Raw genomic sequence first — 23,622 nt, 5'->3', positions numbered from 1 at the left:
GAAGCAAAAAAATGAATAGTAGGTTACAAAAAGAGGCCCTAGTAAATAAATGGGGCTTTTTTATTTTGTGTGAGACGTTTATAATAGGGGAACAATCGTTCTATGCGGAGTGGTGAAAATATGATAAGAAAAAAATCCCTATCGGATTTAATACAAGGATTAAAAAGTAATGAAAATATAGTAAATTGGCATGAAGTTGAACCGCAAGAAGCAAAGACCCGTTCAATGCCTGAAAGCGTAGACCTAAGAATAAAGGCCGCATTAGCTCAAAGAGGAATAGAACAGTTATACACTCACCAGCACACAGCTTATGAAACTGTACGTAAAGGTGAAAATATTGTTGCTGTTACCCCAACTGCTTCGGGTAAAACACTTTGTTATAACCTTCCTGTATTACAGGCAGTAGCCGAAGACGACGGAAGCCGCGCGCTTTATTTATTCCCAACGAAAGCCCTGGCGCAAGACCAAAAAAGCGAATTAAACGAAATCATTACGGAAATGGGCATTGATATAAAAAGCTTCACATATGACGGTGATACTTCCCCAGCAATTAGGCAGCTTGTTAGAACTGTAGGGCATATTGTAATTACTAACCCAGATATGTTACATGCTGCAATCCTTCCCCATCATACGAAATGGGTAAGTTTATTTAGTAATCTTAAATACATTGTCATTGATGAACTACATACGTACAGGGGCGTTTTCGGCAGCCATGTAGCGAATGTTATTCGTAGATTACAACGAATCTGCAAATTTTACGGCAGCAATCCTCTTTTCATTTGCACGTCTGCGACAATAGCAAATCCAAAGGAACTAGCGGAACAGCTTACAGGAAAGCCTATGCGGCTAATTGACGATAACGGCGCCCCAAGGGGAAGGAAGCATTTTGTTTTTTATAACCCGCCAATTGTTAATAAGGCGTTAAACATTCGGAAAAGCGCAACAGTAGAAGTAAACCATTTAGCCAGGGAGTTCTTAGCAAATAAAGTACAGACTATTGTTTTTGCCCGAAGCCGGGTACGAGTAGAGATCATCTTAAGCCACATACAAGAACTGGTTAAGAATGAATTAGGGGCAAAATCTATAAGGGGTTACAGGGGCGGCTACTTACCAAGTCAGCGGAGGGAAATTGAAAGAGGGTTAAGGAACGGTGAAATTTTAGGCGTAGTGAGCACGAACGCCTTAGAATTGGGCGTAGACATAGGTCAACTGCAAGTCTGCATTATGAGTGGCTACCCTGGAAGTGTAGCAAGTACATGGCAGCAAGCAGGCCGGGCTGGTAGACGGCATGGGGAAGCTCTGGTCCTAATGGTAGCCAGCAATACACCCATAGACCAGTACATAGTCCAAAATCCTGAATATTTTTTCGACCGTTCCCCGGAATCAGCGAGAATTAACCCGGAAAATTTAATTATTCTTGTTGATCATTTACGCTGCGCTGCGTATGAACTTCCATTGAAAAAGGGGGAAGAATTCGGGCCTTTAGAGATAGCCGACATTCTGGAATACCTGGTAGAAGAAAGGGTACTGCACCAGGCAGGGGATTCTTTTTTCTGGGCGAATCAGTCTTTCCCAGCAAGCGAAGTAAGTCTGCGTTCGGCAGCCCAAGAAAATGTAGTAATAATCGACCAGTCGGACGTAGCGAATGTAAAAATTATTGGGGAAATGGACAGATTTAGCGCTATGACCTTGTTACATGATGAAGCTATTTATCTTCATGAAGGGGTACAGTTTCAAGTTGAGAAGCTGGACTGGGAGCATAAGAAGGCCTACGTACGGGAAGTCGATGTAGAATATTACACGGACGCAAACCTGGCGGTAAAGCTTATAGTATTAGAAGTTGACCGGACGGAAAACAGACAAACTACGTCACTTCATTATGGCGATGTTCGAGTAAACGCCATGCCAACGCTGTTTAAGAAAATACGCTTAACCAGTTTCGAAAATATCGGATACGGTCCAATTAACCTACCCGAAGAAGAACTGCATACCAGCGCGACCTGGATAGAGTTAAAAGAGGTAGATCCGACATTAGGGGCGAAAACGCTGGAACAACTGCTTTTAGGAATTTCCAATGTACTGAGGCATATAGTACCAATTCATGTAATGTGCGACCGAAGCGATATACACGTAGTTTCACAAATAAGGGCCGAACATACGCAGCTGCCTACGATTTTCATATATGACCATTACCCCGGCGGTATTGGACTTGCCGAAGACGTTTATAGGCGTTTTGACGATATAAAAGCTGCGGCAAGAAATTTAATACGAAAATGTCCCTGTGAAGACGGCTGCCCTTCATGTATTGGTACGGAAATAGAGGGACTTAACGCAAAACAAAAAAGTATAGAATTGTTGGGGGTAATATGAAAATACGTGGTTCTGTACCCTACTACACTAAAATTCGTTTGAGATCACACAAGAACATAGGTTCTAGTGCTATTCGGTTACCCAAAGAAGAGCTGCATACGAGATCTTATTGGTTTACCTTCAACGAGGAGATGTCGGCGGGGTGTTCGGCCAATGATATGCAGCATGCGCTGCTCGGCATTACGCACGTCCTGTCGCATCTGGCTCCGCTTTGTTTGAAGCGCGATCCGATGAACATTCGGGTCGTTCCGCAGCTTAAAGGCGGTGCCCGATGAGCGGGCTCCGCGAGAGGCTGGGCCGCCTGCGGGGACCTTCGGCGGCTCAGGTTGCACCGCCGACCCTGCCTGTGGCAGACGGCGAGTGGGCGCAGCTCGGCGCCCATGTAGAAACGAGCCCAGCCGGCTCGTTCGTCATGCGGCGCCGTGTGTACGGTGCGGACAGCGTGCACGGCAAGTATCGGCTGCGTGAGCTAGCCGATGTTGCGCAGCAGCTGTCCTGCTTTCACGACCGTGACGCCGTCGTCCGGCTCGAAGAGCTGCTCTTCTTCGACACCGAAACGACCGGACTCGGCATAGGTAGCGGCAACGTGCCGTTCATGGTCGGCATCGGCTTTTATACCGGTGAGTTGTTCACGGTAGAACAGCTCTTGATTCGCAACCCAGCGGAAGAGCATGCTATGCTTGTTTATTTGCAAGAACTGCTCGAGCGCTTCACGCATATCATTTCCTACAATGGCCGAACATTCGATTGGCCTATTCTAAAAAATCGTTATGTTCTTAATCGACTCCAATTGGACGATACGAAGCTGCTTCAGCTTGATCTTCTTTACCCCTCGAGAAGCCTGTGGCGAAACACGCTGCCATCTTGTCGTCTCAGTAAAGTTGAAGAGAGCCGCCTCGGTTTTGAACGTGTAGATGATGTGCCGGGATCCATGGCACCCGCTTTATATTTTCAATATCTGGCCGAGAAAAATCCATCTATACTCGAAGGTGTTTTCGTTCATAATGAGCACGATATCGTTACTTTAGCAGCACTTGCCATACATTTCGGCAAACTGCTGAGTGAAAAAATCGAAATCGAACCCGAAATCGAACTAGAAGAACTGTTTCGAACAGGACTGTGGCTAGACAAAATGGGTCGTTCTACAATAGCAGAGACATATTTCGAAGAATTGTTTGCTAGGTTAATGAATGATCTGGAATCATCTAATCCAGCTGATCAAGAATCAGCCATTCTTCTGTTAGCAGCTTTTTATAAGAAAAATGGTGAGCATCTTCGCGCAGTTGAACTATGGAAACGATGGATTGTCATCAAAAACGTGAGCATTGCGCTTCATTTGGAGCCTTATTTGGAGCTAGCGATGTATTACGAACATCGAGAGAAGAACTTTGCTCAGGCGATATTTTACGCTGAGGAGGCTTGGGCGAAGCTCTGGCGCCGCCGTTCACTTCACCGTGGAGATAAACGTCAAAACGAAGTCGAGGAAGCACTGGAGAAACGTATCCATCGATTGAAAGGTAAGTTGAGGAAAGCTGAAAGTCATCCGTTTGAGATGAAATCACTTGCTGTGAAGGGTAAGAACACATCGAAAGAGATAACCAAGACACGCAAAATAAAGCCGATTTACGTTAGTGAAGGCCTAATTTAATGGGGATGGACGCCAATTCTAGTTATTTAACACATTGATAAGAGCTTCTAGAGACTGCTAAATTTCATTTTTCATCAATGAACAAGAAATAGAAGCTCCTAGAGGCTCCTAATTTAAGCATTTTCACCAGTTTTGATAGCATTCCATAGCAATAGAAGTCCCTAAAGACTGCTATTGCTCATTTTCATACGATTAAGATTGAAATAAGAGTCTCTAGGGGCTCTTATTTTTGAATTCATGTCGAAGGCAGCATCTATGTTTTGTCAAAAGAGAAATCAGGGGAGCGCCTAGTTTAAAGCAAGAAGCATTAAGAAGAGCTAAGCAGCACTACGAGCACAAAGAAACACCAAAAGCACCAAGAATTCTCCAACACCATCCAGAAGGTTGTGTAAGGTAGTTCCGTTTACTTTCCCAGTCATTTGGTTATACAAGGAAGAAAAAGGCAAGGAGAGTTCACCATGCCCGAACTTCCAGAGATGGAAACGTATCGTCAGCAGTTGACGCGATTGATCCAAGGCGCGCCAATCACTGGGGCGGAAGTTACGCGTCCGAAATCATTGAATGTGGAGCCGGATAGTTTCATTCGGAAGCTAACTGGAAACCGTATTGTACGGATAGATCGCAGAGCTAAACATTTGCTGTTTCACTTGGTATCAGGTGAAGTTTTGTTATTGCATTTAATGCTTGGTGGTTGGATGTTCTATGGAACGGAGGATGAGAAGCCGGACCGGACAACGCAAGTTGTGATCCATTTTGGCACGAAGCACTTATATTTCATTGGATTGCGGTTAGGATATTTGCACATGCATACACGGCCTGAGGTTGATCTGCTTTTAGGCAAGCTTGGGCCTGAGCCACTGGATTCCAGCTTTACTTTTCCACAGTTCCAGCAGGTGTTGAAAAGTAAGAAAAGCAACTTGAAATTATCCTTTGTTGACCAATCGTTTCTCTCAGGGATCGGGAACTGCTATTCCGATGAGATATGCTTTTATGCGGGTATTCTCCCACTTCGTAAACTGTCCTCACTGACAGAAGAAGAGCAAAATCGCTTATTTCAGGCCATGCGCTCGGTTCTTCTCGAAGCTATTCAATTCGGGGGATATATAGACGAGCCTCTGTTTGTTGGGGACCGTTTGACAGGGCAATTTGATGCTAAGTGTCGCGTATATGATCGAGAAGGGGAGCCTTGTTTGCGCTGCGGACATCCACTAATAAAGACAGAAGTTTCGAGCCGCAAATGCTTCTACTGTGCTAATTGTCAAGCGTGAAAGGGCTGATTCCTGATGTTTATTGGCGCTCATGTTAGTACGCGTGGCGGCTATTTAGGTGCGGCCAAAACCGCTCTGTCTATAGGGGCAAATGCATTTCAATACTTTCCCATGAACCCGCGCAGTCTTTCTACCAAATTAGTTAATCAAAGAGATACAAGCGCATGCGCGCAATTTTGCCAAGAACACGGCATGTTGTCGATTGGGCACGCTCCGTATCCCTTGAACCCAGCGGCTGATGAGGCTGAACGCGAACATATGATAAAGCTTTTGAGGAATGGTTTGGAAATTACGGATGCCTGCGGTTCGGTAGGATTAGTGGTGCACTTTGGAAAATATATTGGAAAAGACCCGTTACAAGGTTATAAAAATATAATACAATGTTTGAATAGCGCTGCTCAGGGATATGAGGGTTCTTCATTGATTTTGCTTGAGAATCAAGCTGGGGAAGGTGCTCAGCTTGGGCTAACCATGGAAGAAATGGTTCAAGTGCGCAAACTTAGCGGAGTTCCAGAAAAGATTGGATTTTGCTTGGATACGTGTCATGCATTTGCAAGTGGTTTATGGCAAGGGCATAATTGGTTAGAGCTTGAGACCAAGGGGAAACAGCTTGACTATTTTCCGCATCTGAAGGCTGTTCATTTGAATGACTCTGTCCATCCTTATGGTTCCCGCCGAGACCGCCATGCAAATATTGGGGCTGGCTATATTGGCCGTGAGAATTTTCAGCAAATGCTAGGCTCTTCCTATTTGAAACAAATTCCCATCGTTCTTGAAACAGGTTCAGGAAGTGACGGTACACATGCTCAGGAAATTGCACTGGTGAAATCTTTGGTATACTAGTACTTCATTCATTTCATCATGAATAGGAAAGGAAATCCGATCATGATTCATGTATACTTAGATGACTTGCGACCTTGTCCCCAAGGATTTACTTTAGCCAAAGATGTCAAAGAATGCATTTTACTGCTCCAGGAGTTTGATGTTGATATTTTATCGTTAGATCATGATTTGGGTTGGTCTACGATGGAGACTGGCATGGACGTCGTCATTTGGTTAACGCAACAGCGCAAATTTCCCAAAACAATTTATATTCATACTTCCAGTCCCTCGGCTTGTACGGCAATGTATCAAATGCTTTACACGGCCAAACCCGAAGGGATGAGTCTATACCCTCACCGAATTCCTGACGATTTGCTCATGCAGATTGCACAAGGTACATATACGAGTGAGCCGTAGTCAGAAAGGAATCGACCGCAAATGATCCATTTATCCGGTATTCATTTTATTAGAGGAGAACGTCATATTTTACAGGATGTGAATGTACACATTCAGCCAGGTGAACACTGGGTATTGTTAGGCCGTAATGGTTCAGGTAAGACAACATTGCTTGAAATGATGAATGGATACGAGTTCCCAAGTCGGGGAACGGTAGACGTGCTGGGTAACCGGTATGGTCAATGTGATGTGAGGGAAGTTCGCAAGAAAATCGGCTATATTTCACAGTCTTTGTTCGAAAAATTGAACCTAAATGACCCCGTTCTCGAAGTTGTCGCTACGGGTGAATATGCCTACCTACGGTTTTATCAGGAAATACCGCAAGAGGTGAAAGATCGTGCTCTAGTCATGTTGGAGCGTGTCCGCATTCCTCATTTAGCTCATCAGCCTTTAGGAAGTCTTTCGCAAGGAGAACGTAAAAAAGTCATGCTTGCCAGATCGCTCATGATGAAGCCTTCCATTCTCATTATGGACGAACCAGCGGCTGGATTAGATTTATACGAGAGAGAACGTTTTCTTACAGATGTCAACGACCTCAGCAAGCAAAACATTACGGTCGTCTACGTGACGCATCATATCGAAGAAATAATCCCTTTATTTACGCATGTTGCTATTATTGAACAAGGTGAAATCATTGCGGCGGGGCGCAAAGAAGAAGTACTGACTCCAGAAAATATTCATCGAGCCTTTGGAATCGATATCACGTTGGAGTGGTTCCAAGAACGACCATGGCTTAAGGTTATTGAATCAAGATAGTACATTACATAAAGGATGCGGCTATGACACACTTAACGACATACATTGGTACCTCGAATCACGGGTTCGCTCAATATGCACAAGATGAAATTCGTAAATTATTTCCCTTAACTAAGTTTACTTTGTTGGTGCCGACTGAGGTGTTTATATTCGAAGTGCCCGAGGGTACAGAAGATATGATCACAACGCTTAAAGAGCAGGAGCCTATGTTTCTTAGGCACGTTCAGCCTGTGAGTCAAGACTGGGACCTGAGCCGTACGGATGCGGATATCGAACATCTCAAGTCTTGGTTAAGAGATGCCATTTCTTCAGGGATTATTGGTTCAGGCGAGAAAATAGCCACCCAAGTGCGCAAAGAAGAGCGGGCGGATGTACCTTATGCACCTTTCACCGTCAAGGCAGCTTTAGATGAAATATTGGTTTCTGAGATTCAGGCTGAGCCCGTAGTTCGGTATGCGGATCAAATCATTTCCGTGTATATTAGCGCCAAGAAGCTATTCGTGGGGCTGTCCAAGCCTACCGACAATTTGTCTGATTGGTCAGGCGGTGCGATCCGATTTATGAAGGAAGAGGATCAAATCTCGCGTGCTAAATTCAAGCTTTTGGAAGCGGAACAACGATTCGGTATTGATTTCAGCATTGCCCGTACGGCACTAGATATTGGCGCTGCTCCTGGTGGATGGACATCGTTACTTTTGGAGCGCGGCTTGCGTGTTACGGCTATTGACCCTGCATCCATGAGTCCCAGACTTCAGGGCAACCCACTTCTCGCGATTCTTAAGAAAAATGCTGGCGATGTAAAGCTGAGGGAAAATGAGTTTGATTTGCTCGTCTGTGATATGAGCTGGGATCCACGTCAAATGGGGCGTTTAGTCGCTGATTTGCTCTATTCCTTACAAAGTGGGGGAACGGCAATCATTACGGTCAAGCTCATGCATAAAAAACCGTTCCAAACGGTTCGTGATGTTTTGAAGATTTTGGAGCCGACGCTATTTCTGCTAAAAGCCAAACAATTGTTTCACAATCGGGAAGAATTGACACTTTATTTGCAAAAGACGTAGAATGTGGAAAAAAATGTAGATTTATAAAGAAGACCCTCTTATAATCAAGGTAAATCTTACCTGATAAGGGGGTCATTTATTTATTGATGAATAAACAAAACTGGATTGGAACATGTATAGGGGGAAGATATCGAATTGAAGCCTTGCTCGGTCAAGGTGGAATGAGTCATGTTTATTTAGCAGAAGATTTGAAGCTAAAAGGGAAGAAATGGGCAGTGAAAGAATGTTTGCCTTTCGAAGCCGATGATATGACATTCTTCCTGGAAGAAGCGGAAATGCTCGCTAGGCTTCAACATCCCCAGCTGCCGCAGTTAGTTGATTATTTTACAACCGAGGATGGAAAAGGCTTCTTGGTTATGGATTATATTCAAGGGCCAACGTTGCAAGATTTATTCGAAGATAGGGGTCGCGAGTTACCCATAGCGAAAATTGTTCATGTTGCCTTTCAGCTATGCGATTTACTTCACTATTTGCACACGTTTCAGCCTCGTCCGATTATTTACCGCGATCTCAAGCCTTCCAATGTGATGTTAAATGAGCAGAACCAAGTTCGATTAATCGATTTTGGTGTTGCCAGACAATTCAAACACGGTAAACAATCTGATACCATGCAAATGGGTACGATTGGCTTTGCGGCTCCCGAGCAGTTTTTAGGCTTACAGACCGATGCGCGCACTGATTTATTTACGCTCGGTTCCATGCTGTATTACTTATTATCGGGCGGCCAATATGCGTATATCACTCAAAAGCCGTTGGAACAGATACGAACAGATTTACCAGATGTCTTAACCTCCACTGTACGATTACTCCTGCAAGAGCACCCGCAAAACCGCTGTCAATCTGCCATGGAAGTAAAAATGAGACTTCGTTCCATCTATTCCGAATCAACTATGACCCCAGATACGTTGACTCCGCACACGCCATTCATCACTTCAACAACTGATAAATTAATTGTTATTGGCGGTTTATTTGCAGGGGTAGGTGCGACATTCATGGCAATTACATTGGCAAGAATTCTTCATTCTTTGCACATTCCAAACGCGCTAGTTGAGCAGCCAACAATTGAACCTGATTTGTATATGCTCCTTTACGGCGATCGCAAGGCTCCTAAGGATTACTCCTTCGTGTCGAATCTCATAAGTGACCAAACGTCAGTAGCGATTTCAGCATGGACCAACGGGTTTACGACATGGGTACCCCTTCATCCTGAGGGGTTTCAAAGCTCATGGCATCCTTCGGATTCCTTCAAACTTCTACATACGATAAAAAAACCGATCGTCATCTGGGACGTATCCACGCATTGGGAAGATCCTTCTGTTCAAGAACTTTGTCACAGTGCGGATGAGATCATTGTAGTTGTAGACGCCTCTCCCGGAAAGTGTAATCGCCCAAGTTCGCGAGCACATTTCAATCGATTTGATACGTATCAGCAGCGTGGCAAAAAGGTGCATTATGTGGCGAACGGTACGATGCCGGGACACTTCCGGAATGAATGGGTAGATTCGCTTCCTACGGCACCGTTATGCACCTTGCCTGAAATACCGCGTGCTGAGGTTATGCGTGCTGTTTGGAAAGGGGAATGTATTCAAGATCAGACTGAAGTATTGGAAACGTTGAAAGATGCACTGAGCCCTTTGCTTAGAGAAATTCTGCCGAATGAGACAGTTAGAAAAAGTAGTCTGAAGGGGAGTAAATCATTATTCTCACGATTCAAAAAGCTTAGTTAGCCCCTTTAATAAATTGCAAATCGATTCTCAAGTTATAACCAAATGACCTTAATTGTGTTATGATGAGTCATATTTCATTTAGAAGCAGATAGAGGGGGCTATACATATGGAACAACGCTTTGCTAGAGAGTCCAGATGTTTCAAGACGTCACGAATTTTTCCGACCGATGTAAATAATCACAACACGCTATTTGGTGGTAAGCTGATGTCCTATATTGATGATATCGCATCGATTGCCGCACATAAACATTGCCGGAGGTCTGTTGTGACAGCCTCAACGGATTCTGTTGACTTTTTGTCGCCTATACATACGTCAGACTCGGTTTGCTTGGAGTCATTCGTGACATGGACAGGCAAAAGTTCGATGGAGGTTTTCGTCAAAGTTGTAACTGAAGATTTGAAAACAGGGGCAAGAAAAATAGCAGCAACCTCCTTCCTGACATTCGTTGCACTCGATGATAACAAAGTTCCTGTTGAAGTTCCAGATGTGGTTCCAGAGACGGAAGAAGAGAAAAAGCTGCATGAATCAGCGCCACATCGAGCAGAAATGAGACGTCTACGAAGAGTTGAAAGTAAGAAGCTGGCGAGCTTCTTCACAATGAAATACCCTTGGGAATAAAAGGGATTGATTTTCTTTTAAAATGTGGTACAATTTGGATAAATTAAATCGGACAAGCGGAAGCACCGCTGATCGTGGAGATCGTAGATCTCCTCAATCGGCGCGTGCTTTTTTTGTTTTCTCCGAATCACGAAGGAGGCTGATGCATGAAGGTTGAGACGACCCTTCGCATTGCCATTGTGCTCACCGTTATTAGCTTTGTTCTAATTGCCAGTGGTGTGTATGCCAAGGTTTCATAACTGATATAAAGGAGGTAGGAATGAAAAAATTTCAACTTTACGTCTTAGATGATGACATCGTTTACGCAGAGCGACTTGCTGCCTTCATACGGTCTTCTGAGTTTGCGGAGAGAATACAAGTTAAGCTTTTTTCGAAATTAGAATTGGTCCTAGAGGTGCTTGAGAATCAGCAATTAGAAGGTGTTTTGCTACTATCCGAGGCATATTACCCCTATTTGATGAATCGGAGTACATCCTTATGCAAAATGATTTTGAGTGAAACGATTGCAAATTCCAAAGAAGCGGAGACGAAGATTCCGTTCTTATATCGTTTTCAATCACTGCACCAATTAATATCGCACCTTCAGGCCTTTTATACGGAAAAGCATAGATTTGATGCGGGTCATGGGACGAAAAAAACTAGAGTGCTATCTGTGTACAGCAGCAGCGGAAATAGTGGGAAAACGATGACCGCCGTTCATTTGGCGAAGCAGTTATCTTTTCGCGGTGAACAGGTTTTTTATCTCAGCCTGGAGTTGGTTAGTTCAGCCTCTCAGTGGCTGCAGGGGGATTTAGGACGGTTTTCACAGCTTTTATACTACATGAAAAGCACGCCTGACTTGTTGGGACCTAAGCTGCAGCTGCTCAAATCCCACGACTCTAGGCTGCGTATCGATTATCTGACTCCCAAAGATCAAATCAGGGAGATGCAAGAAATGAGCGGCGAGCATGTCCGTCTTCTTATTGAATCATTGATCTCGTTGAACGAATATGACTTCATCATTGTTGATTTAGATGCCACTGTGCATCAGAGAATTGTAAAAAGTTTGGATGTCAGTGACCATATCATCTGGATTGTGCGGGACGATTTAAATGATTTATATAAAACAGAGGCGCTCCAGAGGCAAATGGGCTCCTTGCAGAATGTACATTTCGTTATCAATAAATATACAGGCAAAGAAACGAATGATTTCTCGGGTTTGGGTAAGGAAATAACGTATAGGCTTCCGTATATCCCCGAGTGGAAAATTTTAAGCGCCCCAGAACAGATCTGGCAATCCGGCTTGTTTTCAGAACAGACGTATGACATGTTCACTGCTATTCACATAGGAAAAGGACATTCTTCTTCGGATAGGAAAGGGGCTGCTGCTTCATGAATCATGATTTGTTTCTCACTTTGAAACAGCAGATTAAAGAGAGGATTGATCTTTCCAGCACGGTCAGCGATGTCACATTAATTGAGCTTATTGAGGAGACCGTTTTCAGCGCAGCAGGAGAACACGGTTGGACTTCAAGCGAGATGCAGGCTTTGGTAAAGCGAGTTTTTGATTCATTCAGGGGCTTGGATATTCTTCAACCGTTGATCGATGATCCATCCGTGACAGAGATCATGGTAAATGGGCATGAGTGCATCTTTTTCGAAAGGAAGGGCGCCGTTGAGCGATATCCGTATCCTTTGGAAAGTGCAGAGAAGCTTGAGGATCTCATTCAGATGATTGTGTCTAAAGTGAACAGGATCGTCAATCAAGCAACACCAATTGTCGATGCGCGTCTGCCTGACGGGTCGAGGGTCAACATCGTACTTCCGCCGGCCTCTTTGAGTGGTCCCACTTTAACGATTCGTAAATTTCCGGAAAAGCCCCTGCTAATGGCAGATTTGATTCGTATGGGAAGTATCTCGGGGGAGGCAGCAGAACTTCTACAAGTAATGGTTGAATCAGGCTTTAATATCTTTATTGGTGGCGGAACAGGTTCTGGGAAGACGACATTTCTAAATGCACTTAGTGCTTGGATTCCCCCACACGAACGCATCATTACGATTGAAGATTCTGCTGAGCTTCAGATACAGACTGTACCTAATTTGGTGAGAATGGAAACTAGAAATGCCAATACCGAAGGGAAAGGAGAAATCACGATTCGAGAGCTTATTCGTTCTTCGCTGCGAATGCGTCCCAATCGGATTATTGTTGGGGAGGTTCGCGGAGCGGAAGCACTCGACATGCTAGCTGCGATGAATACTGGGCATGACGGAAGTTTAAGCACAGGACATGCGAATACATCTGTTGACATGCTCAGCCGACTAGAGACGATGGTGCTAAGTGGAGCCCAACTTCCAGTAGACGTCATTCGTAAGCAAATTGCCTCAGCGCTGGATGTTATGGTTCATGTAAGCAGAATTCGTGATCGTACTCGTAGAGTCACAGAAATTCATGAGGTGCTAGGTGTGAAGGATGGTGAGGTTCAACTGCATCCACTTTTCCTATTTGATGAAAAAGGGGAAACGGTGGATCGTAAGGTCATTGGTGAGCTCGCTTATACCGGAAACCGACTGCACCATATGCACAAAATTCGAATGGCTGGAAAGAAGCTGCCAGATTGGTTTAAACAGGTTCAGGAAGAACGTGATACAGGATGAAGATTTTGTTGCTTCTCCTCATTATTGGAGCGTTCAGCTGGTTTTTTCTTTTGTATTTGGAACGAAGAAAAGGAACATCTAAGAGAGCTGAATCTCAGCCCATCCAGCACCCGTCTGCAATTAACCATTTAATTGACTATAACCACTATCAACTAACCTCCAAGGAAAAAGTAAGTGCTATCCTGATGCTTGCCATACCAGCGTTCATTGTAGGCTACATTTTCTACAAAAGCTTCGTTCTTGCTGCAGTATTGGCTGCGGTAGGCTTCGCATTTCCCCGAATACGTAAGCAACAATTAATTCAATTACGTAAAAACAAATTGTATGTACAGTTTAAACAAGCACTAAGCTGCCTATCCTCCTCCATGACGGTTGGTAAGTCGATTGAAACAGCATTTAGAGAGGCACTAGGAGATTTGAAGATGCTGTATCCAGATCCCGCTTGCCTGATCGTCGTTGAATTTAGTATTATCTGCCGAAAAGTAGAGAATGGGGAGCCCATTGAAACAGCTCTGAAAAATTTAGCGGATCGCAGTCATCTAGAAGATGTAAGAAGCTTCACAGACGTTTTCTTAACTTGTAAGCGGACGGGTGGCAACTTGGTGGAGGTTATGAAACGAACTGCTGCGGTGATTGGCGAAAAGCTTGAAATTTCACAGGATATCTCCGTAATGATTGCACAGAAACGTTTTGAATCAAGGGTACTGCTCTTTGCGCCGATCGTTATTGTTGCCGTGCTTGCGTTCTCTTCTCCAGAGTATATGGATCCTCTTTATACAGGCAGTGGTGTACTTATCATGTCTGCAAGCTTGTTGCTGCTTGGTTCTTGCTATGTACTCACTCAAAAAATCATGAATATCAAGGTGTAGCATGTGGATCACGATTGTGTTTATAACTCAGATTGCCGTTTGTATCCTATTATTCCTTTGGGGGCGAGTCCAGTATGCTGAGATTATCAAAGCTCACCCTTATCCGTTCCAGATAAAGCTGCTGTTACCTTACAGTTACTTGCTCATAGACAAGCTTAATTTGATGGAAAAATTACCCGATTTTACGGCAAAAGTACATCATAAATTAATTACACTGCATGGGAGAAGCTTCGCTGCACATGGCAGTAAATGGTTTCTTGCAGAGCTTATCTCGGTTTCGACTTTATGCTTAGTAATTCTAACTCTGCTATCCATTCTTGCCGGTGGAGATAGTTCTCTGTTTGGATTTGGTTTGCTAACCGCGGCTATCGTTCCCATGATCATGGTGCGTGATTTAGATGCGAAAATCCGCAAGAAACAGCAGCTGATGATCCTTGAATTGCCTGAAATATTGAGTGCGATCGTGCTGCTCGTAAACGCAGGAGAGACTGTAAATCGGGCATGGATTCGTTGTGTAGAGGCCCGGCCGCATAAAGCACAAACACCACTTTACAAAGAACTTGCACAAGCTGTTCATGAACTGGAGATGAATGTATCCTTTGCAAAAGTAATGGAGGATTTCAGCAAACGCTGTGCCCTTCATGAAGTGTCAGTGTTTACTTCTACTCTTTTGCTGAACTATAAGCGAGGTGGTAGCGATTTTGTTGTAGCGCTTCATGCACTTTCGTTGGATCTTTGGCAAAGAAGGAAGTCGGTGTCACGAACATTAGGTGAAGAAGCATCATCGAAGCTTGTATTTCCCATGGTCCTCATTTTCGTTGTCGTGATGGTCATCGTAGCGGCCCCAGCTTTACTTATGATGAAACAATAATGGAGGTATGTAGAGATGAAAACGGCGTTAGATTGGCTGAAACAGTTTTGGGAAGATGAAGAAGGATTAGGCACTTTGGAGATTTTATTGATTGTTGCTGTGCTTGTAGCTATAGCAATTATATTCAGAAAATGGATCGTCTCGTGGTTCCAGAAGCTAATTGGGGATGCCAACTCTGATTTAAAAGACAACAGCGCGGTTGTTCCTTGTGCGCCTAGTCCAACAACTAGCTGTGCGCCATAGGCGTTTACTGAGTCTCCGTGTAAATGAGGAAGGAAGCTTTACTTTAGAAGCTTCTCTTGTATTTCCGCTGATTCTACTTTGTACGGTTACGCTTCTTTTTGTGGGCATGTATGCGTATCAGAGCGTATTTGTTCAGCAGCTTGCGAGGACTGCGGCAGAGCGTCTTGCCTTTACGTGGAATAACAGCCACAAAGATTTGGTGACAGGAAACTATAACCCCAGTGAAACAGATGGTCTTTATTGGCGACTTACACATGATAGTGTGTCAGATTTATTCGGAATGCTGAGTGGGAGTGGCGCAACAGAAGTCATTATTCCCTCGAGCAGTGCGAGTGGTCACGTGGAGAGCAAACTTGCCAAAACCTCAGCTTTACTGCCGCAAGGTGTGACGGGAACTGCAAAATACGCCAACTATCTTTTTGACCATCAGGTAGAAGTGAAATTGCAAAAGTCATTTCTTATGCCGACGCAGCTAAAGAGATGGTTGGATTCTGAGCAAACAACTGGCAGGGCCGTTTCACATGTTGTGGAGCCTGTTGAACTCATTCGATTAACGGATATTACACGTACGTATTTCAAAGCGATTAAAGGCCGAATTTCCCCTCAAAAGGCGAGAGAGGCTCTCGTAGAGCCCATTCAAGGTGGATTATCAGGCCCCAGTGTGTCCATACAATCAGAGCGCCAAGCCGCGGCCTATTTGAAGGCACTGGTTGGAGGTACAGAGGTTATTTTGACCACAACATCAGGAAAAAGCAGAACAGTAGATGCGTTGGATGCTCGAGGTATTGGTCATCAAGCTTTTTACAATATGACGGAGTTTCAGCTTCGCACCGAGCAAATGCCTAAGGATATAGAGCTTCTCAATGAAAGGACACAAGTGAAGGGCATCGTATGGCACTTTTTCAAAAAAGATACCAGCGGTAAAGGAATGCCCTCTCATTCATTTCGCAAGGAGCTGGAGCGTAAAGGGATAGTTGTTGTCATCCACAATTAGGAAGGGGGGAGTTTTTGAGGAAATTTATTCGGTCAGAGAAAGGTGCAGTTTCTGTCTATCTGATTCTCATTATTGTGCCAATTTTCTTATTTCAAGCTGTACTCATTGACTTCGCAAGAATTAAACTGGCGGAAAAAGAGACGGAATCAGCGGTCAAGGCCGCAGCGCGATCGGTTATGTCAGCTTACGATACAGAGCTGCAAGCGATGGGGCTCTATGGTCTTGGCATTTCGCAGGATGAATCAGAGGCGTTATTTCGCAAGGTTTTTGCAAGTAATTTGTCAAATCAAGTGTCGCCAGGCGCATTTCATTATGTGGATACAAGACCCGTAGCGAATGGCATGCGTGTTACCCCTGTGTACACATTGGCAAGTCATACGATTTTTGAGCGGCAGGTACTGGAGGATATGAAGATCAAGGCTCCCATCGAGTTTACACTTGAAATTACCGATAAGTTTCGGAAAAGCGGGACGAAAGCCCCTTTTCAGCTTGGGTCCCAGTTTTCTAAAGAAGCGGCGGTGCTTGAAAAACTCATTGATCAAAGAGAAAGTGCGTTAGATGAAGCTTGGCAGAGCAGCGAAGAGCTGATTGAAGAAATATCGAAGTATCATGCTTATTATCAAAAACGCATCACCGAATTAGACGAATTAGCTGCCCAAATCGGCATTCATACAGCAGATGAAGTGAGAAGCGAAATTCTAGAAGTGAAAAATCAGCTGAAATCTATTCAAGATTCCATGAGAGATCTGGATATGTCAATAGCAGCGCTAAGCCAAGCTGGACCTGGCGCTGTGGCTGGCATACAATCCCTCGCAGCTTCTAAACAAATATTAGGGTCTCAGGCACAGGTCTTCGCCCAGAAGTTGAATGAGCTAGAAGCGTTGTTGCAACTGATCATTAAATACGCAGCACTCCTAGCTGCTACGAAGCTGGAGGTGCCGGCTAACGGAAGAGAAATCCAACTATTACAGCAAACCATTGAACCAGCTCTACGATTAGCAAAGCAGCGAAATGACGAGATACGTACGAAATTAAATGAGATAGCTCAAAGTTCGGGAAGTGGAGCACAAGGTGGAGCCTCTGGTGCCTATGAAGTGTTTCAACATGTTCCTGTTATGGGTGATGATTATTTCTACAGATATCAGACAGCCATAGCCAGCATTAGTGCGTTATTTACTGCGTTCCAAGAAGTTGTTACCTCCGTATATCTATACACATCTGATAATACAAGTAGAGCAAACCTAGCGAATAATGCTTATTTTTCTGAATCTAGTGAATTTAATAAACAGCAAAGTGTTTTGGAAAAGACAAGAATGGACAAAAATGAGGCAATGGCAACGAATAAGCTTCTGCAAAAAAACAAGATTCAAGCCATTTTGGATCAAGCGAAACAATCAATCGGTTCTTGCAGCTTGCCGAATACTCAAAGTACTGACACTGAACTGTACAACCGCCTTCAGGGGGATGCCGGACAAGTAGAAGAGGATAAAGGATTGTACCAAAAGTATAGGGAAGCAAATGCTCAAGATACGATGGTTGGCAGCGAGATTGCTTATGATTTAGAGAAACCAGAACCCGTAAGCCTAAAAGCGATGGGGATGCTTGAGGCGTTTAATAACGCAGCGGAATCGATGAGAAATGAGCTTTATGTGAATGAATTTGCGCTTACGAAATTTAATTACCGCACATATGGATTGGAAAAAGACTCTGCGGGTCAGCCCAAATTATCCAATGAGCTGGTGGATCCAGGTTCGCATAAGTTGGCAAATCAAGAGGTGGAATATCTGTTATATGGATTTTCCTCTTGCGTTGCTAATATTTCGTCCGCCTATGCGGAAATGTTTGCATTCCGTATGGCGATCCGCACAGTAGAGGCACTTCTAGATCCGAAAAAAGAGCTGCTCGGTATAGGCTCACCTTTACTCGTGCTCTTGGCGGCTGCCGCGGAAGGCGCGCTGGAAGCTTTTCAAGACATGAATAAATTAACAAAAGGTGAAGCGGTAGAGTTATCTGCGAAAATCACAACATCAGCTTTAAGTTTGACCTACAAAGACTATTTACGCATTTTTCTACTTTTACACAGTAATAATACGAAACTTATGGCTAGAATGCAGGCACTTATAGAACTGGATACTGGTAAGTATTTGGTTCAAGAAACGACTTATATTCAGGGAAACGGAGCAAGCGAAGTGAGGTTGTGGTTTATCCCCCAAATCATGAAGATGCTGGATGGAACTGGGTTACTAGGGTGTAAAGTGCAAGGGAATCGGTGCCAGTTCAGCAGTACTTCAGCTGTAGCTTATTGAAGAAAGGGGGCTGTTTATGCTTCGAAAGTTTCACCATGAGCAGAATGGCGGCGTGGTGTTGGAGGCTTCTTTGGTGCTGCCGTTCTTTTTAGCCTTTGTGATTGGTCTTATCATATGTATTCAGATTGCCGTATTAGAAATGGAGCTGCAAGCCGGGGTATCGGAGGCAACAAAGTCGGTTGCCGGTCAATTATACCCTGTACGGCTTCTTGTCCAAGAAGCCAAATCGAAATTCGATCAGAGCCACGCAGGTGAAATGATGAGTTCAGTTGTAGATCGTGTACAAACGGCTCGAGATCAAGTGAAGAACACTGAGAATCTGGCTGATGAATATGCCGCTTACATCCCGAATTCACTCCTAGAGCTTGTTAAATGGGAAAAAGAAAAGCGTGAATTAGGAGAGGGGAAGGCTCAAGAAGAACTGGATGAGCTTTACGAGAGTCAAGTTAAGCCGCGTATTCATGCGGCCTTCACACCGATTGTTTATGCATTTTGCAATCAAACCATCATGAAGAAAGAGAAATTTAAGGTCATTTCTGTGACTCTCCCGGGTATGGAAAGCGGTGGCGATGCTTTTTTTGGTATAGAAGCTCAAATAACCTACAAGCTTCCTCTGCCGTTCATAAGTCACACGATCATATTAAAGAAGAAGGCTTTTGAGCGGGCATGGATAGGCGCCTAAGACCTTTAGAAACTTTTAGGAGGGACCTTTTTCCTTGATTCATTGGATCTTATTTATACTAATAGCCATTGCATTTGTGATTGACGTACGTCAATCACGGATCCCAAACAAGATTACTTTCTGTGGAACAATGATTGGCTTCATATTCCACGCATGTACGGAAGGTTGGAGCGGAGTGTTTTTTGCTGTGATTGGTGCAATTACTGGTTTTACGGCTCTTCTTTTGCTTTATTTTTTTGGTGCTCTTGGTGCAGGTGATGTAAAGCTATTTGCTGCCATTGGGGCGATGATGGGTTTTACATTCGTCCTTCAATCGATGCTTTATGCCATTTTATGTGCAGGTGTTATCGGACTTATTTTGCTCTTTATCCGCAAACAGATGATAAAAACAGGTCATAAAATTGCCACATGGCTGGTTTCAATTGTTGTATGTCAAGACATGGGTAGTCTGCTAGGAATGAAGCATCAAAAAAACATGAAATTTCCGTTTATGTACGCAGTTGTACCGGGCGTTGCACTGACTTGGTATTATTCGTTTTTATGAGAGAGGTGAATCCATGACGCAAGAAGTATTTGGACTTCGTTATGAATTTGTATATCGACATGGTCATTATATGGTGTTGTATAAGGAAGATGGTTTGGATTCGAAAACGCTCTCGACTTTGCAGGTCAGGATGCTTGAAGCTAACGATGTACCGAACCTTCTACAGCTCGAAATACAAGAGGTGGATTTCCGCATCAGTTTACTGTATAACTTGTCAGCTAAACGAATGCTGTCCCATGTTCTGAAAGTGGAGGGGCTGTCTAAACAGCATTTTGCAAAGCTTATGTATGCAATTGTTTGTGCACTAGGAGAAAGTAAAAATTACATGCTTTTTGAATCTGGATACGTTTTGAGGGATAATTTCATCTTCATTGGCAGTGATTGGTCGGATGTATTTCTGACTTATGTGCCGCTTGAACCTACCGCTGATGAAGAATCCGTATCCAAATCACTTGAGTCTTTGATGAAACAACTCTCACATAAATTGAACAATGAGGAGAGGACCGTGGTAGTTTCGTGGATGGAGTCATTATCGCGGAATCGGAGCTTGCAAGGATATAAGGAGAATCTGCTCGCTCTGATGGACGAACATCTACCCGTGCAAGAAGCTTATCAGGCATCTAATCATGATAACGAGCAAGTGCCAGAAATTCGTCCTAATACGCAAATGCCTCCTGTAAAAGTAAACGGCTTGCCTAAGCCACTATGGAATCGGAATGAATTACATCAGCCAGTTATTCTAAACAACTCAATTGAGGAGCTTCAACCCAAAAAAGAGGCGAGTATGAAAGAAAGAAGTGAGGGACTTCCGGTCTCCTTTACCTCTTTATCGGGGCGGTCACGAACGATAGTCCTTGCTGTTGTTATTCTGCTAATAGCGTTTCTATGGCAGAATTATTTTACATACCCATCTACAAGTACTTTGCAAATAACCTCAGGAATCTCAATTTTACTCATGAATGTTTGGTTTGTTATTCGATTTTTAGGATTACCTCGCTTTCAACGATACACGAAAGAAAGCAGTGGTGTTAACCTGCCCATCTTCCCGGTTGTAGAAAGGCAACTGGATCAAAAGCTAGAAGCACCATCACCTGAACCGACCAATATACAAAATTATTATCAAAATTTACATATGCATACGACCTTGCTCAGTCAAAAAAAGCCAAACGCTACCGTTTTCCTTGGCAGGCTAATGAATCAACCGTTAGGAGCAAGAATTGAATGGCAAATCGAAGGCACTACTAAAACGTTTCCTCTGAATAACGATCATTTTACAATGGGCAGAGGCGATGCCAGTTTGAAGGTCGATTATGTTTTGGAGGAAGCGGGAGCTTCCAGAATACATGCTGAAATAATTAAGATTGAAGAAGGTTATGTGATTAAAGATACAGGATCAACGAATGGAACCTATTTAAATGGCGAACCATTAGTTACTTATCAGTCCTACCCGTTGAAAGATGGGGACGAGATTCGAATTGTGCGGCAGGAGATTAGATTTCGGTTGTGAGATTAAGGCAATATCACGATCATTTGGCATTAACTGCGACGTCCCAATGGGGGCGTTTTTCTGCATAGTTTTGTATAAAAGCGAATGAATACGCTTCCCAGATGAATTTACCTATTCCTGTCTTGCATGAGCAGTGTTATAATAAGAAGTCGCGAGTATGTGCGATTATCTTCGAAATAGACAGGAGTTTGGAATTAAGAGATGAGTCTTTTGACAATTGAAGATTTAAGCCATAGCTTTGGAGATCGTACGTTATTTAAAAATGTATCATTCCGTCTGCTCGCTGGCGAGCGTGTCGGTATTGTTGGAGCTAATGGCGTGGGGAAATCCACGTTAATGAATATATTAACCGGAAAAGTTCTTAAAGATACAGGTAAGGTTGAATGGACGCCGCGCGTACATTACGGATATTTGGACCAGCATTCCGTGTTAGAACCAGGCAAAACCATTCGTGATATTCTGCGCGATGCTTTTCTTCCTCTCTTTGAAGCGGAGAAGGAGATGATGGCGATTACCGAAAAAATGGGTGATGCCACACCGGAAGAGCTTGAGGTTCTTCTGGAGCAAATGGGCGAAATTCAAGAGCGTTTGGATATCGGCGGTTTCTATATGCTGGATGTGAAAATCGAAGAAATGGGTAACGGTCTTGGGCTTAATGCCATTGGTCTAGACCGTGATGTTACTTCTCTTAGTGGTGGACAGCGTACGAAAGTTCTTTTGGCTAAATTGCTCCTAGAGAAACCGACTGTTCTTCTCTTAGATGAGCCGACCAACTATTTGGACGTTGAGCATATTGAATGGTTGAAAATGTATCTCAAAGATTACCCGTTTGCCTTTATGCTGATATCCCATGACACGGAATTCATGAATGAAGTCGTTAACGTGGTATACCACTTGGAATTCACGAAGCTGACACGTTATACAGCGAATTATGAGAAATTCCTTGATATGGCTGAAATGAACAAAACACAGCATATTGACGCTTACGAAAAGCAGCAAGAGTACATTAAAAAACAAGAAGATTTCATCGCGCGTAATAAAGCGCGGGCGTCAACTTCAACCCGTGCCAAGAGCCGGGAGAAACAACTTGATAAAATTGACCGAATTGAGCGTCCAGAGACGGCTATGAAGCCGACTTTTGTGTTCAAGGAATCACGTTCAAGCAGCAGAGTGGTTTTTGAGGCGGAAAACTTGGAAATCGGTTATGATCGTCCTCTTTTACCGAAGATGAATGTAACGATTGAGCGCGGCGAGAAAATTGCTATTGTCGGATGCAACGGTGTTGGTAAATCTACACTTCTCAAAACGATTCTTGGTAAGCTTGAGCCGTTTAACGGCAAAACATTCCGTGGAGATTACTTGAGTCCTGCCTATTTCGAACAAGAAATTAAAGCACCGAACATGACTCCGATCGATGACGTATGGAACGAGTTCTCTTCGATGACTCAAAATGAGGTCAGAGGGGCACTTGCAAGGGTAGGGCTCAAAAATGAGCACATCACACGTGCTATGAGTAAGCTTAGCGGTGGTGAACAATCAAAAGTAAGGCTTTGTAAACTTCTTATGAGAGAAAGCAACTGGTTGTTGTTCGATGAGCCGACGAACCATTTGGACGTCGTTGCCAAAGAAGAGCTTCAGAGGGCTTTGAAAGAATATAAAGGTACCGTTCTACTTGTTTGTCACGAACCTGAATTTTATGAAGGTTGGGTAACAAGAGTGTGGGATGTTGAAGAGTGGTCTGCAAAAGTAACCAATTAGGGGGAAATCATTCATGTTAACTCACGTTGTGTTTTTTAAGCTCAAAGATCGCAGTCCGGAAGCGGTTGAAGTAACAAAGGCTATACTTACGAACATGGAAGGTAAAATCCCGGTCCTGCGGCATATCGAAGTTGGAACCGACATTTTGCATCTGGAACGCTCGTATGATATTGCTTTGATTACCAAATTTGATTCCTTAGAGGATCTCAAGGTCTATGACACTCATCCCGTTCATGAAGAAGTGAAGGCCCATATGAAGACAGTCCTTGATGGAACGTCCATTTGCGTTGATTATGTAAGCTAATCTAGTTTGAAAAACATAGGGGAACAGTGTAGTATCACTAGAAGAGACTTGTTTGTGACCTATGTCATTAACTTGCTTATGAAACCTAGGCTGCACTGTTTTTTACCACATAAGAAAGTATAAGTTTTCGGATCACGAAAACCGCTTTCTTATTGGCGATAAAACCTACCTCTAAACGCGGTC

22 protein-coding genes are annotated in these 23,622 nt (G+C 43.7%); all 22 read left to right on the top strand.

What is annotated here, in order from left to right; genetic code table 11:
* The first annotated feature begins 123 nt into the window (after positions 1-123).
* The 22 genes from QFZ78_RS08085 (at position 124) to QFZ78_RS07980 (ending at position 23,439) form a co-directional block, all read left to right on the top strand.
* Positions 124-2,370: a DEAD/DEAH box helicase gene (locus tag QFZ78_RS08085; RefSeq protein ID WP_307555551.1), complete on the top strand. Its 2,247-nt coding sequence runs from the start codon at positions 124-126 to the stop codon at positions 2,368-2,370.
* Complete coding sequence (locus QFZ78_RS08080) at positions 2,367-2,645, top strand: hypothetical protein (protein ID WP_307546510.1); 279 nt, start codon at positions 2,367-2,369, stop codon at positions 2,643-2,645. The genes QFZ78_RS08085 and QFZ78_RS08080 overlap by 4 nt, the downstream gene beginning before the upstream one ends.
* Entirely contained in the window at positions 2,642-4,018 is a 1,377-nt protein-coding gene (locus QFZ78_RS08075) for a ribonuclease H-like domain-containing protein (RefSeq protein ID WP_307546508.1), read from the top strand. Before QFZ78_RS08080 ends, QFZ78_RS08075 begins: the two co-directional genes overlap by 4 nt.
* Before the next feature lie 458 nt (positions 4,019-4,476).
* Positions 4,477-5,286 carry an Fpg/Nei family DNA glycosylase gene (locus QFZ78_RS08070; RefSeq protein WP_307546506.1) on the top strand — a complete coding sequence of 270 codons (810 nt, stop codon included), beginning with the start codon at positions 4,477-4,479 and terminating at the stop codon, positions 5,284-5,286.
* A 15-nt stretch (positions 5,287-5,301) separates the two neighbouring features.
* A complete protein-coding gene (locus QFZ78_RS08065) occupies positions 5,302-6,129 on the top strand; it encodes a deoxyribonuclease IV (protein ID WP_307546504.1) in 828 nt (275 codons plus the stop codon).
* Positions 6,130-6,171: 42 nt separating this feature from the next.
* Complete coding sequence (locus tag QFZ78_RS08060; RefSeq protein ID WP_307546502.1) at positions 6,172-6,525, top strand: cyclic-phosphate processing receiver domain-containing protein; 354 nt, start codon at positions 6,172-6,174, stop codon at positions 6,523-6,525.
* A gap of 21 nt (positions 6,526-6,546) precedes the next feature.
* Positions 6,547-7,320 (top strand): ABC transporter ATP-binding protein, encoded by a 774-nt coding sequence (locus QFZ78_RS08055; protein WP_307546500.1) that lies wholly within the window; start codon positions 6,547-6,549, stop codon positions 7,318-7,320.
* Positions 7,321-7,343: 23 nt separating this feature from the next.
* On the top strand, positions 7,344-8,381 hold the full coding sequence (locus tag QFZ78_RS08050) for an SAM-dependent methyltransferase (RefSeq protein WP_307546498.1): 1,038 nt from the start codon (positions 7,344-7,346) through the stop codon (positions 8,379-8,381).
* 86 nt (positions 8,382-8,467) lie between these two features.
* Positions 8,468-10,108: a serine/threonine protein kinase gene (locus QFZ78_RS08045; RefSeq protein WP_307555549.1), complete on the top strand. Its 1,641-nt coding sequence runs from the start codon at positions 8,468-8,470 to the stop codon at positions 10,106-10,108.
* Positions 10,109-10,214: 106 nt separating this feature from the next.
* Positions 10,215-10,727, top strand: a complete 513-nt coding sequence (locus QFZ78_RS08040) for an acyl-CoA thioesterase (RefSeq protein WP_057302375.1) — start codon at positions 10,215-10,217, stop codon at positions 10,725-10,727.
* A 259-nt stretch (positions 10,728-10,986) separates the two neighbouring features.
* A complete protein-coding gene (locus QFZ78_RS08035; RefSeq protein ID WP_307546496.1) occupies positions 10,987-12,102 on the top strand; it encodes a nucleotide-binding protein in 1,116 nt (371 codons plus the stop codon).
* Positions 12,099-13,361, top strand: coding sequence for a TadA family conjugal transfer-associated ATPase (locus QFZ78_RS08030; RefSeq protein ID WP_307546494.1), 1,263 nt, complete (start codon positions 12,099-12,101; stop codon positions 13,359-13,361). Before QFZ78_RS08035 ends, QFZ78_RS08030 begins: the two co-directional genes overlap by 4 nt.
* Positions 13,358-14,230 carry a type II secretion system F family protein gene (locus QFZ78_RS08025; RefSeq protein ID WP_307546492.1) on the top strand — a complete coding sequence of 291 codons (873 nt, stop codon included), beginning with the start codon at positions 13,358-13,360 and terminating at the stop codon, positions 14,228-14,230. Before QFZ78_RS08030 ends, QFZ78_RS08025 begins: the two co-directional genes overlap by 4 nt.
* 16 nt (positions 14,231-14,246) lie before the next feature.
* Positions 14,247-15,101, top strand: a complete 855-nt coding sequence (locus QFZ78_RS08020; RefSeq protein ID WP_307546490.1) for a type II secretion system F family protein — start codon at positions 14,247-14,249, stop codon at positions 15,099-15,101.
* Positions 15,102-15,116: 15 nt separating this feature from the next.
* Entirely contained in the window at positions 15,117-15,344 is a 228-nt protein-coding gene (locus QFZ78_RS08015) for a Flp1 family type IVb pilin (RefSeq protein ID WP_171647036.1), read from the top strand.
* Positions 15,310-16,338 (top strand): TadE family protein, encoded by a 1,029-nt coding sequence (locus tag QFZ78_RS08010; protein WP_307546488.1) that lies wholly within the window; start codon positions 15,310-15,312, stop codon positions 16,336-16,338. Before QFZ78_RS08015 ends, QFZ78_RS08010 begins: the two co-directional genes overlap by 35 nt.
* Positions 16,339-16,352: 14 nt before the next feature.
* Entirely contained in the window at positions 16,353-18,644 is a 2,292-nt protein-coding gene (locus QFZ78_RS08005) for a hypothetical protein (protein WP_307546486.1), read from the top strand.
* Between the two features lie 16 nt (positions 18,645-18,660).
* Positions 18,661-19,326 carry a TadE/TadG family type IV pilus assembly protein gene (locus QFZ78_RS08000; protein ID WP_307546484.1) on the top strand — a complete coding sequence of 222 codons (666 nt, stop codon included), beginning with the start codon at positions 18,661-18,663 and terminating at the stop codon, positions 19,324-19,326.
* Positions 19,327-19,360: 34 nt separating this feature from the next.
* On the top strand, positions 19,361-19,870 hold the full coding sequence (locus QFZ78_RS07995; RefSeq protein WP_307546482.1) for an A24 family peptidase: 510 nt from the start codon (positions 19,361-19,363) through the stop codon (positions 19,868-19,870).
* A gap of 13 nt (positions 19,871-19,883) precedes the next feature.
* A complete protein-coding gene (locus tag QFZ78_RS07990) occupies positions 19,884-21,377 on the top strand; it encodes a DUF6382 domain-containing protein (RefSeq protein WP_307546480.1) in 1,494 nt (497 codons plus the stop codon).
* Positions 21,378-21,578: 201 nt separating this feature from the next.
* A complete protein-coding gene (locus QFZ78_RS07985) occupies positions 21,579-23,135 on the top strand; it encodes an ABC-F family ATP-binding cassette domain-containing protein (RefSeq protein ID WP_307546479.1) in 1,557 nt (518 codons plus the stop codon).
* A gap of 13 nt (positions 23,136-23,148) precedes the next feature.
* A complete protein-coding gene (locus tag QFZ78_RS07980) occupies positions 23,149-23,439 on the top strand; it encodes a Dabb family protein (RefSeq protein WP_307546478.1) in 291 nt (96 codons plus the stop codon).
* Positions 23,440-23,622: the final 183 nt, after the last annotated feature.

Origin of the sequence: Paenibacillus sp. V4I5, assembly GCF_030817255.1 — a bacterium.
GTDB lineage: Bacteria > Bacillota > Bacilli > Paenibacillales > NBRC-103111 > Paenibacillus_E.
This window is presented reverse-complemented; position numbering and strand designations above follow the sequence as displayed.